Genomic DNA, 18,137 nt, shown 5'->3' on the forward strand with positions numbered 1-18,137 from the left:
ATGGCATCCCGATGTCAGCACAATCCGTGCCAGCTACACCATAGATTCCTGCGAAGCGCGCGATCGCGTCCGGGCATCGCCCAGAGGCTTTCGGCACGGTGGCTTGCGCGGCGCGGCCGCTGGTGCTGCCATCCTGCGCCGCGCCGCCGAGAGGGGACCCCTACCGATGCCGATTTCCACCGAAGAACAGCGCTTCCTCGATGCCGTCTCGCTGGACGCGCCCTGGGACCTGGTGACCACCTTCGCCGGCATGCATCGCTGGCGGCCGGAGGATGTGAACAAGGCGGCCGACGTCATCGTGGCGAAGCTGCAGCGCCACGGCATCCCGGTGGAGGTGCATGAGCCGGAGATCTGCCTCTCCGTGCCGCTGGACGCCGCGGTGACGGCCGGTGGCGTGCGCTACCGCGCCAAGCCGCCCTCTTCCGCCCTGCCGGTGCCGGGCGGGCGCACGGCGCCGCTGGTGAAGCTGAACGCCAACCCGAAGGCGCTGCGGTCCTACACCCGCGACATCGCCACGCTGTTCGGCGGCTCCATCACCTCGGTCGAGGAGGTGAAGCGCAAGGTTGGCGGCAAGATCGTCATCATGCAGGGCTTCGGCAACCCGGCGCTGACCAGCCTGATCGAGGAATGGGGCGGCGTCGGGCTGATTGCCGTGAACCCGGGCATCGACATCCATTGGGGCACCTGCACCACCATCTGGGGCAGCCCGGACCTGCACGACCTGCCGCGCAAGCCGAAGATCCCGGTGGTCGCCGTGAACAATCCGGATGGCATGAAGCTGATGGAGCTGGCCGAGGCTGGCGGCGAGGCCACCATCATGACGGACATGCAGGAAGGCTGGTTCCCGCAGAAGATTCCGGTGGTCACGATTCCTGGCACGGAAGATCCGGAGAAATTCGTGCTGCTGCACGGCCACTACGATTCCTGGGAGGTCGGCGTCGGCGACAATGCCACGGGCGATGCGACGATGCTGGAGATCGCCCGCGTGCTGTGGGCGAAGCGGGGCGAGCTGAAGCGCAGCGTGAAGATTGCCTGGTGGCCGGGACATTCGACGGGGCGCTATGCCGGCTCCACATGGTTCACCGATGCCTTCGCGCAGGACCTCGACGAGAACTGCCTGGCCCAGGTGAATTGCGACAGCCCCGGCTGCCGCTGGGCCACCTCCTACCACCAGACGCGCGCCTTCACCGAAAGTGCCGCGCTGGCCGCCGGCGCCATCCGGGACGTGGTGCCGGATGCGGAGATCAAGACCATCCGGCCGCCGCAGGCCGGCGACTACTCCTTCAACAATATCGGCCTGCCCAGCTTCTTCATGCTGTCCAGCACGATGCCGGAGGCGCTGCGCAAGGAGAAGGGCTATTACGACGTCTCCGGCTGCGGCGCGAACATCGCCTGGCACACGGAGAACGACACGCTGGAGATCGCCGACCAGGGCGTGCTGATGACGGACATGAAGATCTATCTTCTGTCCGTGCTGCGCATCGCGAATGCCGAGGCCCTGCCCTTCGACTGGATCGCGACCTGCGACGAATTCGATGCGACCATCGCGGGCTATGAGAAGGCCTCCCAGGGCGCCGCGGATCTGTCCCCGGCCAAGGTCGCGGTGGCCGGGCTGCGTGAGGCACTCGGCAGGCTGGGCGCTGCGCCGGTCGCGGCCCGCAACGCGGCGGTGCATGAACTTTCCCGAATTCTGGTGCCCATCAACTATACGCGGGAGGCGCGCTTCGCGCATGACCCGGCCTATACCGTGCCGCCCCTGCCCGGCCTTGCCGTGGCGGCGGAGCTGCCGCAGCTCGACGCCGCGCTGCAGAAGCCGGCGCAGGTGGAGCTGATGCGCGGGCAGAATCGCTTCGTCGCCGCACTGCGCGCCGCCACCCGCCGCGTGCAGCAGGCCGTCGCGGCATGACGCGCGAGGCCGCGATCGCCGCCGCCAGCGGGTTGTTGGATGATGGCAGCCTGCTGGCGCTGCTCGCCCGCCGCGTCGCCTGCCCGACGGCAAGCCAGGACCCGGATAGCGGCCCGCATCTGTGGCGCTACCTGGAGCAGGAGATGGCGCCGGATCTGGAGCGCATCGGCTTCACCTGCAGCATCCACCCGAACCCCACCGGCAAGGGCGGCCCCTTCCTGATCGGCCGCCGGATCGAGGATGCGTCGCTCCCCACCCTGCTGACCTATGGCCATGGCGATACGGTGCGCGGCCTGGATGCCGAATGGCATGAGGGGCTGTCCCCCTGGGTGCTGACGCAGCGCGGGGAACGCCTGTACGGCCGCGGCATCGTCGACAACAAGGGCCAGCATTGCTGCAACCTGGCGGCGCTGGAATCGGTGCTGAAGGTGCGTGGCAAGCTCGGCTTCAATGTCATCATCCTGCTGGAGACCAGCGAGGAGGTCGGCTCCCCCGGTATTGACGAGTTCTGCCGCGCGCATCGGGATGAGCTGAAGGCGGATGTGCTGATCGCCTCGGACGGGCCACGCCTGGTGCCGGATGTGCCGGCGCTGGTGCTCGGAACGCGCGGCGCCCTCAGCCTGGATCTGCGCGTGAAGTACCGCGAGGGTGGGCACCATTCGGGCAATTGGGGCGGGCTGCTGGCCAATCCCGGCGTGCGGCTGGCGCATGCCATCGCAGCCATCATCGACCGCGACGGCCATGTGCTGGCGCGCGACATCCTGCCGGAGCGCATCCCCAACAGCGTGCGCGCCGCGCTGGCGCATTGCGAAGTGGATGGCGGCGAGGACGGTCCGCAGATCAACCATTGGTGGGGCGAGCGCGGGCTGACCGCGGCGGAGAAGGTCTTCGGCTGGAACACCTTCGAGGTGCTTGCCTTCAAATGCGGCCACCCCGAGGCGCCGGTGAACGCCGTGCCGCCAGAGGCCGTGGCCCGCTGCCAGATCCGCTACACGGTGGACCGCAAGCCCGCCACCTTCATCCCGGCGCTGCGCGCGCATCTGGCGGCGGCCGGCTTCGATGACGTGACGGTTGATCCGGTGAAGTCCGGTGCCGAATGGGCGGCGACTCGGATGGATCCGGATGGGCCCTGGCCGCGCATGGTCGCGGCCTCCGTCCAGCGCAGCACCGGCAAGACGCCGATGATCGTGCCGAATGCGGGCGGGTCGCTTCCCAACGATACCTTCGCCGTCACGCTCGGCCTGCCCACCATCTACATCCCGCATTCCTACAGCGGCTGTTCCCAGCACGCGCCGAATGAACATGCGCTGCTGCCGATCATGCGGGAGGGGCTGGAGATTGCCGCCGGGCTGTTCTGGGATCTGGGCGAGCAGGCATGGCCGGAATGAGCGTCAACGCCGTCACCATCGAGATCATCAAGGGCGCCTTGCGATCCGCCCAGGCGGAATGCGAGGCGCTGCTGGAACGCACGGCGATGTCGCCGGTGATCCGGGAGAAGCAGGATTACTTCATCGGCTTCTACGGCGCGGATGGCCGGCTCGTCACCGGCACCAAGCTGCCGCTGTTCGGCGATGTGCTGCGGCCGATTCTCGACCGCTTCCCGGCGGCGGAGATTCGGCCGGGCGACATCTTCTGGTACAATGACTGCTACGCCTCCCGCGGCGGCGTCTCCCACACTTCCGACCAGGTCTTTGCTACGCCGGTCTTCGTGGATGGCGATCTGGTGGCCTTCGCGCAGAGCTGGGCGCATTTTCGCGATATCGGCGGCGCCTGGCCGGGTTCCAACACGCCCGGCACCGAAAGCATCTTCCAGGAGGGGATCATCGTGCCGCCGGTGCGGCTGTATCGGGAAGGCGAGCTGAACACAGACCTTTTCGAGACCTTCGTCCGCAATTCCCGCTTCCCGCAGCATGCGCGCGGCGACACGCGGGCACTGACAGCGGCGGTTCGGCTCGGCGAGAAGCGGCTCGGCGAATTGTTCGCCCGCTTCGGCACGGAGGTGTTCCTCGGCGCGGTGGAGGCGATGATCGACCAATCCTCCCGCGTCTTCCGCCGCCGCCTGGCGGAGCTGTTCCCGCCGGGGCATAGCTGGCGTTTCGCGGATCGCGTGGATGGCGACGGCAAGGGCGGCGGGCCCTTCACCGTGCGCTTCACGCTGGAGTCGCGGGAGGATGGCTTCACGCTGGACACCACCGAGTCTGACGCGCAGGCCAAAGGGCCCATCAACTTCCTGATGAACCCCACCGTGCCCAACACGGTCTTCGGCCTGTACCTGCTGCGCGATGAGCCGGGTCTGATGATGAATGAGGGTCTGCTGCGCGCCATCTCCGATGTGCGGACCAAGGACGGCACCATCATCCAGCCTGCCTTCCCGGCGCCGCTCGGCCAGCGTTCCAACACGCTGGCGCGCGTCATCTCCAGCTGCCTCGGCCTGATCGCGCAGGCGACGGAGGGTGAGAGCCCGGCGGCGAGTTCCATCTACACCATCTACACGCTGACCGGCCGGCAGCCCTCGGATGGTTCGCTGTTCTACAAATCCGGCGGCCACGGCACCGGCCAGGGCGCGCGGCCCTTCGCCGATGGGCTCGACGTCATCTACTACGTCGCGCAGCAAAACTACCCGATCGAGTTTTTGGAGACCGACATGCCGGTCCGCATCCGCACCTACGCGATCCGCGCGGATTCCGGCGGCCCCGGGCGCTGGCGCGGCGGCTGCGGCATGGTGCGGGAGATGGAGGTGCTGGTGGATGGCGCCGTGCTGAACACGCGCATGGACAATGTCGAGAATCCGCCATGGGGCGTGAAGGGCGGCGAGAGCGGCCGCCCCGGGCGCTTCCTGCTCAACCCCGGCACGCCGGGCGAACGCGAATTGCCGCGGCTGGCGCAGGGCATTCCGGTGCAGCGCGGCGATGTGGTGCGGATGGAATCGACCGGCGGCGGCGGCTGGGGCCATCCCTTCGATCGCGAGGCCTGGCGCGTGCGGCAGGATGTGCGCGGCGGCTTCGTCAGCGTCGAGGCCGCACGCGCCGATTACGGCGTGGTGCTGCGTGATGGCCCCGATCGCGAGGTGGATGAAGACGCCACCGCAGCATTGCGTGCCCAGCGTGCCGACAACACGGCGCTGTTCCACCGCCACGGCACGCATCGTGATGCCAAGGCCTGGTGGCAGGCCATGGCGGGGTAGTTACCCCACCTCCACCACCAGGTTGCCGAAGGCGTCCAGCGTCGCGACGTCGCCGGGATGCAGCCAGGTGGTGGCATCCATCTGCACGACGATGCCGGGGCCGCGCAGCACGGCGCCGGCGCCCAGCGCATCGCGGCGCCAGACCGGCACGCGGGCCGGGCCGTCCTCCAGATGCACCAGCGCATCGCCGGCCGGCGTGGTCTCGCCGGCGGGTGGCGCGGCCTCGGCCGCCGGGCCGGGCAGGCGGCCGAGCGCGGTGACCTCCAGCGTCACCACCTCCACCGGCGTGTCGCGCTGCGCGAAGGTGTAGAGCTGTTCGTGCTGCGCGTGGAACCGCTCCACCGCCTCCGCCAGGGACGCTGCATCGGCGCTGCGGCCGGGCCAGTCCACATAGAGTTCGAAGCCCTGGTGCATGTAGCGCATGCCGGCGCGCCAGCGAATCTCGCGCGCCGCTTCCGGCACGGATTCCGCGACGAGCCAGGCCGCGGCTTCCGCATCCAGCGCGCCGAAGGCATTGGCCAGCGGTGCCACATCGGTCAGCGGCGCCCGCAGCATCACAGTCCGAGCAAATTCGTTGCGCAGCGGCGCGGCCAGCAGACCCTCCGCGGAGAGAACGCCGGGCCGCGCCGGCACCAGGATGCGCTTCATGCCCAGCAGCCGCGCGATCGCCCCCGCCTGCAACGGCCCGGCCCCGCCGAAGGGCAACAGGGAAAAATCCTGCGGGTCATGGCCGCGCTGCACGGAGACCACGCGGATCGCCCCCGCCATGGCGTTGTCCGCCACTGCGACGATGCCGCGCGCCGCGTCCTGCAGGCTGAGCCCTAGCGGCTTCGCGATCTGCGCCTCGATGGCGCGTGCGGCGGCGGCCACATCCAACCGGATGCCGCCATCCAGCAGCGAGGGCGGCAGGCGGCCGAGCACCAGGTTCGCATCCGTCAGCGTCGGCGCCTCCCCGCCGCGGCCATAGGCGACGGGGCCGGGATCGGCGCCCGCGCTTTCCGGCCCGACCAGCAGCGCACCCTCCGGCGAGACCCGCGCGATGGAGCCGCCGCCGGCCCCGATGGTGTGGATGTCGATCATCGGCAGGGTCAGCGGCCAGTCACCGACGCGGCCCTCGCTGGTCAGCCGTGGCTCGCCATCGATCAGGCTGATATCGGCGGAGGTGCCGCCGACATCCAGCGTGATCAGCCGCGGATGGCCTGCCCGCAGCCCCACCGCGCGCGCCCCCACCACGCCGGCCGCGGGGCCGGAGAGTGCGGTCTGCACCGGCTGCCGCGCCGCCCCCTCGCCACGGATCACGCCGCCACTCGATTTCATCAGCAGCAGCGGCGCGGCGATGCCGCCGTCGCGCAGCCGCTGTTCCACGCGGCGGACATAAGTGGCGACGGCCGGCATGACATAGGCGTTCAGCGCGGTCGCCATGCTGCGTTCGTACTCCCGAAAGACCGGCAGCACCTCGGTGGACAGCGTGATGGGAATGCCCGGCAGCGCCTCCGCCAGGATCGCACCTGCGCGCTGTTCGTGGCGCGGATCGGCATAGGCATGCAGGAAGCACACGGCGACGGCCTGCACGCCGAGGCGGCGGAATTCGGCGGCGGCCTCGCGCACATCCGCCTCCTCCAGTGGGGTCACCACGCTGCCATCGGCGGCCAGGCGTTCGCGCGCCTCCAGCACATGCTCGGGTGGAATCGGGCGGCGCGGCTTCACCCAGGAATATAGGTTCTCGTGCCGCGGAATGTCGTGCCGGCCGATCTCCAGCACATGGCGAAAGCCGGCCGTGGTCAGCAGCCCGGCCTGGGTGCCCTTGTGTTCCAGGATCGCGTTGGTCGCGACGGTCGTGCCGTGCAGCACATGCGTCACCTGCGCCGCGACGTGGCCGGCCTGCGCCAGTATCTGCGCGATGCCATCCGCGAAAGCCTGTGACCTGTCAGCAGGGGTGGAGGGCACCTTGGCCTGCCAGCGCTGGCCGCTGGCGCGGTCCACCAGCACGATGTCGGTAAAGGTGCCGCCCGCATCCACGGCGACCGAGAGTTCCGCCACGCTGCCCGCTGCCGTCATGCCCGCCCCGCCAACTGCGACCCGATGCTAGGCCGCAGCAAAGCGTTGCGTCAAACCACCGGCGCCGATGCCTGGCGCAGCGCACCACCCAGGAAAACCTCGACCGCATCGCGCACCAGCACGGCGAGATCCGTTGTCTCCGGCGCCGCGCAGACGCCGAGCAGCATCATCATCTGGGTGGCGCCGCAGACCATGCCGAACAGCATGCGCGACGCCTCCCCCGCATCCGCCAGCTTCAGCCGGCCGGCCTGGATCTCCACGGCCAGGCGCCGCTGCAGGGCACTGGCGCCGCGGCTCAGCTTCACGCGGTGGAACGCCTCCGCCAGTTCCGGGGAGCGATGGCCCTCCGCGATCACCAGGCGGAAGATCGCGGACTGCGCCGGCGAAAGAAGGTGCTGTGCCGCAGCCAGCAGGATGCCGTTCAGGGACCGCCGCAGGTCCGGATCACGCTCCATCTCCGTGTCGAGATGCAGCGGCGCCAGGACATCCGCGATGGTCGCCTCGAACAGCGCCGCCTTGGAGGGATAAAGCTGGTACAGCGTGCGCTTGGACATGCCGGCGACGCGCGCCACGTCATCCATGCGGGACGCCACATAGCCGTCGCGCAGGAAGACATGGGCGGCCGCATCGCAGACCAGCCGCGCCCGCATCGCCTCCGGCATCGGGTCCCGCCCCGGCTTTCGCCGTTCCAGGCCACCGGTTGCCGCGCCGTTTTCCACCGTCATCGCGCCGCTACTCCGCCGGCGCCGGCAGGGGTTGCGTCGCCGTCGTCTCCGCCTTCGGCTTGGCCCGAAACAGGCGCAGCACCAGCAGGAAGAACAGCGGCACGAAGACCACGGCCAGCACCGTGCCGGTGACCACGCCGCCGATCACGCCGGTGCCGATCGCGTTCTGCGCGCCGGACCCCGCGCCGGTTGAGATCGCCAGCGGCACGACGCCCAGCGTGAAGGCGAGCGAAGTCATGATGATCGGCCGCAGCCGCAGCCGTGCCGCCTCCGCCGCCGCTTCCACCAGGCTGAGTCCGCGGTCGAAGCCCTCCTTCGCGAATTCCACGATCAGGATGGCGTTCTTCGCGGACAGGCCGATGGTGGTCAGCAGGCCGACCTGGAAATACACGTCGTTCGACATGCCACGCCCCAGGCTGGCCAGCACCGCGCCGAGCACGCCGAGCGGCACCACCAGCATCACCGCCGTCGGGATCGACCAGCTTTCATACAGCGCGGCGAGGCACAGGAAGACCACCAGCAGCGAGATGGCGTAGAGCGCCGGCGCCTGGCCGGATGCGCCACGCTCCTCGTAGGAGATGCCACTCCAGGCATAGCCGAAGCCCGGCGGCAGCTGCGTCGCCAGCCGCTCCATCTCCGCCATCGCCTCGCCGCTGGTGCGCCCGGGCGCCGGCGCGCCCTGGATTTCGCGCGAGCCGATGCCGTTGAACCGCTCAAGCCGCGGCGAGCCATAGACCCATTCGGTGCGACCGAAGGCGGAGAAGGGCACCATCTGGCCGCTGGCATTGCGGACGAACCAGCGATCCAGGTCGCCCGGCAGCATGCGCGCTTCCGCGATGCCCTGCATGTACACGCGCTTGATGCGGCCGCGATCCATGAAGTCGTTCACATAGGTCGAGCCCCAGGCGGTGGACAGCGTGGTGTTGATATCGGAGACGGAAAGCCCCAGCGCGCTGGCCCTTTCCCAATCCACCAGAAGGCGGAACTGCGCCTCGTCATTCAGCCCGTTCGGCCGCACGCCGGCCAGCACCGGGCTCTGTGCCGCCAGGCCCAGCAACTGGTCGCGCGCCTGCATCAGCGCCGCATGGCCGGCGCCGGCACGGTCCAGAAGCTGGAAGGTGAAGCCGGTGGCGTTGCCGAGTTCCGTGATGGCTGGCGGCGCGAAGGCGACGATGATGGCATCCTGGTAAGTGGCGAAGTGGCGCATGATGCGCCCGGTCAGCGCCTGCACGCTGTTCTGCGCGCCCGGCCGCTCATCCCAGGGCCGCAGGCTGATGAAGCCGAGTCCGGCATTCTGGCCGCGGCCACTGAAGCTGAAGCCGTTGATGCCGAAGAAGGACCGCACCACGTCCTTCTCATCCTCCAGCAGATAGCGGTTGAGCTCATTGAGTGCGCGCTGCGTCCGGTCCGTGGTGGCGCCGGGCGGTGCGATGACCTGCACGAAGGCGGTGCCCTGGTCCTCATTCGGCAGGAAGCCGCCGGGCAGGCGCAGGAAGGCGAAGCCGAGGCCGGCCAGCAGCGCCGCGTAGATCGCCATCATCCGCCAGGGCCGCCGCATGCTGCCGCGCACGCCGCGTTCATACACCCGGGTGGTGCGATCGAAGCCGCGGTTGAACCAGCCGAAGAAGCCCCGCGTGCCCTGCCCCGGCTTGTGCGGCTTCAGCAGGGTGGCGCAGAGCACCGGCGTGAAGAAGATCGCCACCAGCACGGACAGCGCCATGGCGGTGGCGATGGTGATGGAGAACTGCCGGTAGATCACGCCGGTGGAGCCGCCGAAGAAGGCCATCGGCAGGAACACAGCGGACAGCACCAGGCCGATGCCGATCAGCGCGCCGGTGATCTGGTCCATGGATTTGCGTGTCGCCTCGATAGGCGAGAGGTGTTCCTCCGCCATCACGCGTTCCACATTCTCCACCACCACGATGGCGTCGTCGACCAGCAGGCCGATGGCCAGCACCAGGCCGAACATGGTCAGCGTGTTGATGGTGAAGCCGGCCGCGGACAGCGCCGCGAAGGTGCCGAGCAGCACCACGGGAATTGCCAGCGTCGGGATCAGCGTCGCCCGCAGGTTCTGCAGGAACAGGAACATCACCAGGAACACCAGCACCACCGCCTCGATCAGCGTGTGCACAACGCTGGTGATCGACAGGCGAACGAAGGGGGTGGTGTCGTAGGGGTAGACCACCTCCAGCCCCTGCGGGAAGTTCGGGCGCAGCTGGTCGATGGTCGCGCGCACCGCAGATCCGGTATCCAGCGCATTGGCGCCGCTGGCGAGGCGGATGCCGATGCCGGCGGCGGGCTGGCCGTTGAAGCGTGTGGTGAAGGCGTAGTTCTCCGCGCCGATCTCGACGCGCGCCACGTCGCGCAGCCGCACCTGCGCGCCGTCACCCTGGACGCGCAGCAGGATGGCGCCGAACTGCTCCGGCGTCTGCAGGTAGGACGGGCCGATGATGGTGGCGTTGAGCTGCTGGCCGGGCACCGAGGGCTGCGCGCCCATCTCGCCGCTGGAGACCTGCACGTTCTGCGCCTGGATGGCGGTGCGGACATCGCCCGGCGTCATGCCATAATTCACCAGCTTGGCCGGATCCAGCCAGATCCGCATGGCGAATTGCGCGCCGAACACCTGGTAGTCGCCGACGCCCGGCGTGCGGCTGATCGGGTCCTGGATGGTGCCGACCAGGAAGTCCGAGATGTCGGCATTGCCCATCCGGCCATCGGTCGCCACGAAGCCCACCACCATCAGGAAGTTGCTGGTGGATTTCGCCACGCGGATGCCCTGCTGCTGCACCGTCTGCGGCAGGCGCGGCACGGCGAGCTGCACCTTGTTCTGCACCTGCACCTGCGCCGTATCCGGGTTGGTGCCCTGCGCGAAGGTGAGCTGGATGGTGGCGGCGCCATCCTTCGTGGTCTGCGAGGAGAAGTACATCAGCCCGTCGATGCCGCTGAGCTGCTGCTCGATCACCTGCACCACGGTGCTCTGCACCGTCTCGGCGGAGGCGCCCGGGTAGCTGACCTGGACGGAGATGGCGGGCGGCGCGATGGCCGGGTACTGCGCCACCGGCAGGGTGCGCAGCGCCAGGACGCCGGCCAGCATGATGCCGATGGCGATGACCCAGGCGAAGACCGGGCGGTCGATGAAGAAGCGTGCCATGTCGGAATGCCTAGCTGCGGGGCTGCGCGGCGGCGGCGACGGGCGTGGTGCCGCGCTCCGTCGCGTTCACGCGGGCGCCGGGGCGGATGCGCTGCACGCCTTCAACCACCACGCGATCCCCGGCCTGCACGCCGCCGGTCACCATCCAATCCGTGCCGATGGCGCGGCCGGCCTGCAGGATGCGCTGTTCCACCACGCCCTCGGCATTCACCACATAGGCCATCGGCTCACCGCGCGGGGTGCGCAGAACCGCCTGCTGCGGCACCATCAGCGCCCGGTCGGTGACGCCTTCCTCCACCTCCGCCCGCACGAACATGCCGGGCAGCAGAAGCTGGTCGGGATTGGGGAAGACGGCCCGCAGGGTGACGGAGCCGGTGCCCTGGTCGACGATGACCTCGGAGAACTGGATCTGGCCCGGATGCGGGTAGCGGCTGCCATCCTCGAGGATCAGCCGGGCCGGGGCGATCTCGGCCGAGGCCCGCCGCAGCGCGCCGCTCTCGATGTCCCGTCGCTGCTGCAGCAGCGCGGCGCTGGGCTGGGTGACGTCCACATGGATGGGGTCGAGCTGCGTCACCGTCACCAGGGAGGCCGCCTGGTTTGCCGTGACCAGCGCGCCCACCGTCACGCTGGACCGCCCGGTGCGGCCTGCAATCGGCGAGGTGACGCGGGTGTGGCCCAGGTCGATCCGTGCCGTCTCCAGCGAGGCGCGGGCCGAGAGCACATCCGCCTGCGCCTCCCGCAACGCGGCCTCCGCATTCTCAAGGTTCTGCTGGCTGACCGCCTGGGTGCGGACCAGGGTGCGGTAGCGGTTGGCGGTGCCGGCGGCCGCCCGCTGTGTCGCTTCTGCACGGGCCAGCGCGGCCTCGGCGCGGGACAGGGCGGCTTCATAGGTGGCCGGGTCGATCTGGAACAGCGGCTGGCCGGCGGTGACGGCCTGGCCCTCGGTCAACAGCCGCTCCCGCACCAGGCCGCCGACCTGGGGGCGGACCTCGGCTTCCTGGAAGGCGGCGGTGCGGCCGGGCAGCAGGGTGGTCACTGGCACCTCCTGCCGCTGCAGGGTCACCACGGTGACCGCCGTGGGGGGCGGCGCGGGCTGCGCCGCGGCGCCACGCGGCTGGTCCTCGCAGGCGGCGGTCAGCAGGATCAGGCCGAGGACGGCCAGGCGCGGCACAAGCTGCCTGCCAGGGAATTGGGGCATGGGACCTCAGGAAACCGGGGAGTTTTTGTTGGATGAATACTGGCCGGTTTCCAATGGAAGTCAATGTTGCAATGCACAAATCACGCGATCGCGATCAGCTCCGGCCGGCCCCGGCGCAATCCAGGAAGGCACGCGCCAGGGCGCTCGGCGCCCCGCGTGGCGTGGCAAGCCAGATGCTGGTGGTGGCACCCGGCTCCGCCAGGTCGCGATGCGTCACCTCCGCCACGCGGATCTGCGCGAGCGAGGCCGGCATCACGGCGATGCCCAGCCCGGCGGCCACCAGGCCGATCAGGGTCGAATTCTCCCGCGCCGTCTGCGTGATGTTGGGCGTGAAGCCGGCGCCGCGGCACAGGGCGCCGAACTGGGCGTGCAGGGTGGTGCCGACGGAGCGGGAGAAGAAGATCAGCTTCTCCTCCGCCAGCGCCGCGATCGGCAGCGGGCCCGGGTGGCGGGCCAGCTTGTGATCCTCCCGCATCATCGCCACCAGGCGTTCGCGCAGCAACTCCACCGCCGTGACATCGCCCGGGATGTCGTCGGCAGAGGGGCAGCGCAGGAAGCCGGCATCCAGCGCGCCGCGCCGCAGCGCATCCACCTGTTGCAGCGTGGGGCTTTCCTGCAAGGCCAGATGCACATCCGGCAGCCGGCGGCGGAAGCTCAGAACGGCTTCGGTGAAGACGGGCAGCAGCGGCGCGGAGGCGAACAGGCCGATCCGCAGCTCGCCAATCTCACCGCGCCCGGCCCGCCGCGCCACCGTCGCGGCGCGGGCGGCCTGGTCCAGCGCCGCGCGGGCTTCCGGCAGCAGCATCCGGCCGGCCTCCGTCAGCGCCACGCGGCGGGTGCCGCGCTCGAACAGCGGTGTCGCCAGCTCCGCCTCCAGCTGCTGGATCTGCTGGCTCAGCGGCGGCTGCGCCATGCCGAGGCGGCGCGCGGCGCGGGTGAAGTGCAGTTCCTCCGCCACCGCCACGAAGTAGCGCAGATGCCGCAGCTCCATACCCGTTACCTCTCAATATAGATGCGTTTGATATTGGACGGGTTGTTTCGTCGCGACTAGCGTTTCAATCGCATGAACGGAAAGGCTTGCCCCTTGGAGTCCTTCGATCCGATCACCCTGGAGGTCTATTGGAGCCGCCTGATCTCCATCGCCGATGAAGCGGCGACGGGGCTGCTGCGGACCGCCTTCTCCACCATCGTCCGCGAGTCGAACGACTTCGCCACGGTGCTGATGGATCGCAACGGCGATTCCATCTCGGAGAACACTGGCGGCATCGCCTCCTTCTCCTGCATCCTGCCGAAGACCACGAAGCACTTTCTCGCCCGCTTCCCGATCGAGACGTGGCAGCCGGGCGATTGCGTGATCACCAACGACCCGTTTCTCGCCACCGGGCATCTGCCGGATTTCACCGCTGTCTCGCCGATCTTCCATGGCGGAAAAATCGTGGGCTTCGCGGGGTCCATCGCGCATTCGCCGGATGTCGGCGGCGCGCTGTGGTCGGCGGATTGCCGGGAGCTGTTCGAGGAAGGCATCCGCATTCCGCCGTCGCGCCTGTTCCGCGCCGGCCAGCGCAACGAGGATCTGGTGGAGCTGCTCTCCGCCAATGTCCGCATCCCGGGCCCGGTGATGGGCGATCTGGAGGCGCAGGTGGTGGCGAATGAGGTGGCGGTGCGCCGCTGCGCCGAATTCCTGGACGACACCGGGCTGGACGATCTGCAGGGCCTGTCGGAGGCGCTGCAGATCCGCGCCGACCAGGCGATGCGCCGCGCCATCGCCCAGGTGCCGGACGGCACCTACAGCGCCACCATCGAGGCGGATGGCTTCGACGAGCTGGTCACGCGCATCACCTGCGCGGTGACAGTCTCGGGCGAGACGATGCATATCGATTTCGCCGGCACCTCGCCGCAGATCGATCGCGGCATCAACTGCGTCCTGAACTACACGCATGCCTATTCGGTCTATCCGGTGAAATGCGCGCTGGATCCCTTCACGCCGCGCAATGAGGGCAGCTACCAGGCCATCACCGTCGCGGCGCCGGAGGGCTCCATCCTCAACCCGCGCTTCCCCGCGCCCTGCAGCGCGCGGCAGCTCACGGGCCATCTGCTGGCGGGCGTGATCTACAAGGCGCTGGCGGATGTGCTGCCGGACAAGGTGCTGGCGGAATGCGGCGGCGCGCCGACCATGCGCGCGCTGTTCAGCGGCATGGACCAGAACGGCGACCGCTTCTCCCAGGTGCTGTTCGCCAGCGGCGGCATGGGCGCCAGCCCGCATCGCGACGGACTGCCGACCACGGCGTTTCCGACCAATGTCGGCGCCGGCTCCATCGAGGCCTATGAGAGCGTCGCGCCGCTGCTGGTCTGGCGCAAGCAGCTTCGTCCGGATTCCGGCGGCGCCGGGCGGTTCCGCGGCGGGCTGGGCCAGGAAGCGGAGATCGAGGTGCGCACGCCGGCCGCGGTGCGGCTTTCCCTGCTGTCGGATCGTCGCGACCATCCGGCAGAAGGCCTGCTCGGCGGTGGCCCCGGCGCGCCGGCGGTGATCGCGATCGATGACGGCACCAGGCCGCATCCGAAATCCCGCACCAGCGTGGACACGGGACGGCGCGTGACTCTGCTGTATCCGGGCGGCGGCGGCTTCGGTGATCCGAAGCAGCGCGACCCCGAAGCCGTGCGCGCGGATATCCGCGACGGCTACATCACCGAAGAGGCGGCAATGCGTGACTATGGGGTGAAGGCATGAGCGCGGGCACGGCACGCATCGGAGTCGATGTCGGCGGCACCTTCACGGATTTCGTGCTGCATGATCCGGTTCGCAAGCTGGTCGCCACCGGCAAGCGCCTGACCACCCCGGACGATCCCAGCGAGGCGATCATCGCCGGCACGATGCGGCTGCTGGAGGAGACGGGCCTCAAGCCCGCCGACCTGCACAGCATCGTCCACGGCACGACGCTGGTGACCAACACCATCATCGAGCGCACCGGCGCCACGGTCGGCCTGCTGACCACGGCCGGTTTTCGGGACGTCATCGAGATCGGCCGCGAGACGCGCTACGATCTGTACGACCTGTATCTGGAAGCGCCGCCGACCCTGGTGCCGCGGCACCGCCGTTTGGAAATTCCTGAACGCATCGACGTGCATGGCGCCACCCTGCTGCCGCTGGATGAACAGGCGGTGCGCGATGCGGTGACGCGCCTCGTTGAAGTCGAGAAAATCGAGGCGCTCGCCATCGCCTTCCTGCATTCCTACCACGCCGACCGGCACGAGGTTCGCGCAGGCGCCATCGTGGCCGAAATGTACCCCGACCTGCCGCTTTCGCTGTCGTCCCGCGTTGCGCCGGAGATCCGCGAATTCGAACGCACCAGCACGGCCTGCGCCAATGCCTATGTGCAGCCGCTGATGCGCCGCTACCTCGATAAGCTGGAGGCGGATCTGGCCGCGCTGGGCTTCGTCGGGCGGCTGCATGTGATGCTTTCGGGCGGCGGCATCGCCGCGGTGCGGGATGCCAAGGAATTCCCGATCCGCCTGATCGAATCCGGCCCCGCCGCCGGCGCCATGGCGGCGTCCTTCCTCGCGCGGCTGACCGGCGAGATGCATGTCGTCTCCTTCGACATGGGCGGCACCACCGCCAAGATGTGCCTGGTGGAGAATGCAGCGCCCGACCGGAAGTTCGACTTCGAGGCGGGGCGCGTGCGGCGCTTCCAGAAGGGCTCCGGCCTGCCGCTGAAGGTCTCGGTCGTGGACATGATCGAGATCGGGGCCGGCGGCGGCTCCATCTCCCGCGTCGATGAGGCTTCGGGGCTGATGAAGGTGGGGCCGCGCAGCGCGGGGGCGAAGCCGGGGCCGATCTGCTACGGCCGCGGCGGAACGGAACCCACCGTGACCGATGGCGACCTGGTGCTCGGCCGGTTGGATCCGAAATACTTCCTCGGCGGCGAGATGGCGCTGGACCCGAATGCCGTGCAGCGCGCCATCGAGACCGGCATCGCGAAGAAGCTGGGCGTGGAACGCGACATGGCCGCGCTCGGCATCCGCCGCATCGTCGACGAGACGATGGCCGCCGCCACGCGCATGCACCTGGCCGAGAAGGGGCGCGATCCGCGCCGCTACACGCTGATCGCCTTCGGCGGCGCCGGGCCGGTGCATTCCTACGACCTGGCGCGGCTTCTCAAGATGAAGCGCATGCTGGTGCCACTCGGCGCGGGTGTTGCTTCCGCGCTCGGCTTCCTCGTCGCGCCGCCGGCCACCGACCTGGTGCGCAGCCATGTCGGGCGGCTGGAGCGGCTGGACTGGGACCATGTGAACGGGCTGCTGGCGCAGATGGCCGAGGAAGGCCGTGCATTGCTGCTGGAGACCGGCGCCGACCCGGACCAGATCACGGCAGTGGCCGCCGCCGACATGCGGCATGTCGGCCAGGGTTTCGAGATTCCCGTGAAGCTGCCTTCCACGACATTGAGCGCGGCCGACCTGCCGGCGATTCGGGAGAATTTCTTCGCCAGCTATCGCGAACGCTTCGGCCGCGCGCTGACCGACCTGCCGATCGAGGCGCTGTCCTGGCGCGTCGCGTGCCTTGCACCGGGCCGCGACATCCAGCTCGCGGAGGTTGCCAACACCGCGACCGAGAGCTTCACGGATGCCACGCAGGCCGCGCGTGGCGTGCGGGACGTGCTGTTCGAGGGGATCGGCTGGCGTCCCTGCCAGGTCTATGATCGCTACGCCCTCGCGCCCGGCGCCAGCTTCTTGGGTCCGGCGCTGGTGGAGGAACGTGAATCCACCTGCGTCATCGGGCCTGAGGCGAAGGTTTCGGTGGATCGCTTCCGTAATCTGGTCGTCGAACTGCCCTGACGACTTCATACTTCGCAACGCCGCGCCACCAAGAAGCGCGGTGAACAGGGAGATGCGAAAGCATCACGGCACTCACCCACCGTCGCGCTGCGACGGCGACAAGGAGATGGACCATGGCGACACGTCGTTCCCTGCTGGCCGCGGGCCTCGCTCTGCCCGCGCTGCGCCCGGCCTCGGCGCAGGAGGTCTTCCCCAGCCGCCCGGTCACCCTGGTGATTCCCTGGGCGGCCGGCGGCTCCACCGATGTGATGGGGCGCGTCATCGCGCAGGCGATGGCGGCGGATCTCGGCCAGCCGGTGGTGGTGGAGAATCGGGGCGGTGCCTCCGGCACGCTCGGCCACCATCACGTCGCGCGCGCGCGGCCGGATGGCTACACCTTCCTGCTCGGCACCAACAGCACCTACGCCATCGCCCCGCATCTGATGCGGAACATTCCCTATGACAACCGCGCCGCCTTCACCGGCATCAGCCTGGTGGCGCGCAGCGCGCAGGGGCTGTGCCTGCATCCCTCCGTCCCGGCGAACACGCTGGCGGAGTTCATCGCCTATGCGAAGTCCAAGCCCGGCGAGGTGACCTTCTCCTCCGCCGGCATCGGCGCAAGCAGCCATCTGGCGACGGAGCTGTTCCAGGCGAAATCCGGCACCCGCCTGCTGCATGTGCCCTATCGCGGCGGCGGCCCCTCCGTGCAGGGCCTGCTGGCGGGCGAAGTGGCGATGTCCTTCGTCGATCTCGTCACCTGCCTTCCCTTCCGTGCCAACAACCAGCTCAAGGTGCTGGGAGTCGGCACGGCGCAACGCTCGACCTTCGCGCCGGACCTGCCGACGCTGGCGGAATCGGGCGTGCCCGGCTTCGCCTCCTCGACCGACGTCATCATGCTGCTGCCGGCCGGAACGCCGCAGCCGATCGTGGCCCGGCTGACGGCGTCGCTGCAGAAGGCGCTGCGCGATCCGGCGACGAAGGAGCGGCTGAACAGCATGGCGGTGGAGACCATCGGCAGCAGCGCCGCTGAGCTCGACGCCTACTGGACGGAGGAACTCGCCAAATGGGGCGAGATCATCCGCAGCCAGAACATCACCATCTGAAGG

11 protein-coding genes are annotated in these 18,137 nt (G+C 69.3%); 6 read left to right on the forward strand and 5 right to left on the reverse strand.

Going from position 1 to position 18,137, the window contains the following annotated elements; genetic code table 11:
* Window positions 1–166 precede the first annotated feature (166 nt).
* Genes HB662_RS04910 through HB662_RS04920 form a run of 3 tightly spaced genes read left to right on the forward strand, consistent with a single transcriptional unit; the run spans window position 167 to window position 5,090 of the window.
* The gene (locus HB662_RS04910; protein ID WP_168047799.1) at window positions 167–1,906 is read left to right on the forward strand and encodes a M28 family peptidase; all 1,740 of its coding nucleotides are present in this window, start codon (window positions 167–169) and stop codon (window positions 1,904–1,906) included.
* Window positions 1,903–3,294 carry a M20 family metallopeptidase gene (locus HB662_RS04915; protein WP_168047801.1) on the forward strand — a complete coding sequence of 464 codons (1,392 nt, stop codon included), beginning with the start codon at window positions 1,903–1,905 and terminating at the stop codon, window positions 3,292–3,294. The genes HB662_RS04910 and HB662_RS04915 overlap by 4 nt, the downstream gene beginning before the upstream one ends.
* Window positions 3,291–5,090, forward strand: coding sequence for a hydantoinase B/oxoprolinase family protein (locus tag HB662_RS04920; protein ID WP_168047803.1), 1,800 nt, complete (start codon window positions 3,291–3,293; stop codon window positions 5,088–5,090). Before HB662_RS04915 ends, HB662_RS04920 begins: the two co-directional genes overlap by 4 nt.
* Here HB662_RS04920 and HB662_RS04925 read toward each other — a convergent pair whose 3' ends face one another.
* The 5 genes from HB662_RS04925 to HB662_RS04945 all read right to left on the reverse strand — a co-directional run bounded on the left by HB662_RS04925 (window position 5,091) and on the right by HB662_RS04945 (window position 13,213).
* The gene (locus tag HB662_RS04925) at window positions 5,091–7,148 is read right to left on the reverse strand and encodes a hydantoinase/oxoprolinase family protein (RefSeq protein ID WP_168047805.1); all 2,058 of its coding nucleotides are present in this window, start codon (window positions 7,146–7,148) and stop codon (window positions 5,091–5,093) included.
* A gap of 50 nt (window positions 7,149–7,198) precedes the next feature.
* Entirely contained in the window at window positions 7,199–7,873 is a 675-nt protein-coding gene (locus tag HB662_RS04930) for a TetR/AcrR family transcriptional regulator (RefSeq protein WP_168047807.1), read from the reverse strand.
* A gap of 7 nt (window positions 7,874–7,880) precedes the next feature.
* Window positions 7,881–11,024, reverse strand: coding sequence for an efflux RND transporter permease subunit (locus HB662_RS04935; protein ID WP_168047809.1), 3,144 nt, complete (start codon window positions 11,022–11,024; stop codon window positions 7,881–7,883).
* 10 nt (window positions 11,025–11,034) lie between these two features.
* Entirely contained in the window at window positions 11,035–12,222 is a 1,188-nt protein-coding gene (locus tag HB662_RS04940; protein WP_168047811.1) for an efflux RND transporter periplasmic adaptor subunit, read from the reverse strand.
* A gap of 94 nt (window positions 12,223–12,316) precedes the next feature.
* Complete coding sequence (locus HB662_RS04945; protein ID WP_168047813.1) at window positions 12,317–13,213, reverse strand: LysR substrate-binding domain-containing protein; 897 nt, start codon at window positions 13,211–13,213, stop codon at window positions 12,317–12,319.
* A gap of 93 nt (window positions 13,214–13,306) precedes the next feature.
* On the opposite strand from HB662_RS04945, the gene HB662_RS04950 reads away from it, so the two are divergent.
* The 3 genes from HB662_RS04950 (at window position 13,307) to HB662_RS04960 (ending at window position 18,134) form a co-directional block, all read left to right on the forward strand.
* A complete protein-coding gene (locus HB662_RS04950; protein WP_209443121.1) occupies window positions 13,307–14,950 on the forward strand; it encodes a hydantoinase B/oxoprolinase family protein in 1,644 nt (547 codons plus the stop codon).
* On the forward strand, window positions 14,947–17,052 hold the full coding sequence (locus tag HB662_RS04955) for a hydantoinase/oxoprolinase family protein (RefSeq protein ID WP_168047817.1): 2,106 nt from the start codon (window positions 14,947–14,949) through the stop codon (window positions 17,050–17,052). Before HB662_RS04950 ends, HB662_RS04955 begins: the two co-directional genes overlap by 4 nt.
* Before the next feature lie 113 nt (window positions 17,053–17,165).
* Window positions 17,166–18,134: a Bug family tripartite tricarboxylate transporter substrate binding protein gene (locus HB662_RS04960; RefSeq protein WP_168047819.1), complete on the forward strand. Its 969-nt coding sequence runs from the start codon at window positions 17,166–17,168 to the stop codon at window positions 18,132–18,134.
* Window positions 18,135–18,137 lie beyond the last annotated feature (3 nt).

Origin of the sequence: Falsiroseomonas frigidaquae, from assembly GCF_012163145.1 — a bacterium.
Taxonomy (GTDB): Bacteria; Pseudomonadota; Alphaproteobacteria; order Acetobacterales; family Acetobacteraceae; genus Falsiroseomonas; species Falsiroseomonas frigidaquae.

Coding starts and splice junctions, on each gene's coding strand:
- HB662_RS04940 (WP_168047811.1), bottom strand. CDS start 12,222: ATGCCCCAATTCCCTGGCAGGCAGCTTGTGCCGCGCCTGGCCGTCCTC.
- HB662_RS04910 (WP_168047799.1), top strand. CDS start 167: ATGCCGATTTCCACCGAAGAACAGCGCTTCCTCGATGCCGTCTCGCTG.
- HB662_RS04920 (WP_168047803.1), top strand. CDS start 3,291: ATGAGCGTCAACGCCGTCACCATCGAGATCATCAAGGGCGCCTTGCGA.
- HB662_RS04960 (WP_168047819.1), top strand. CDS start 17,166: ATGGCGACACGTCGTTCCCTGCTGGCCGCGGGCCTCGCTCTGCCCGCG.
- HB662_RS04955 (WP_168047817.1), top strand. CDS start 14,947: ATGAGCGCGGGCACGGCACGCATCGGAGTCGATGTCGGCGGCACCTTC.
- HB662_RS04925 (WP_168047805.1), bottom strand. CDS start 7,148: ATGACGGCAGCGGGCAGCGTGGCGGAACTCTCGGTCGCCGTGGATGCG.
- HB662_RS04945 (WP_168047813.1), bottom strand. CDS start 13,213: ATGGAGCTGCGGCATCTGCGCTACTTCGTGGCGGTGGCGGAGGAACTG.
- HB662_RS04935 (WP_168047809.1), bottom strand. CDS start 11,024: ATGGCACGCTTCTTCATCGACCGCCCGGTCTTCGCCTGGGTCATCGCC.
- HB662_RS04930 (WP_168047807.1), bottom strand. CDS start 7,873: ATGACGGTGGAAAACGGCGCGGCAACCGGTGGCCTGGAACGGCGAAAG.
- HB662_RS04915 (WP_168047801.1), top strand. CDS start 1,903: ATGACGCGCGAGGCCGCGATCGCCGCCGCCAGCGGGTTGTTGGATGAT.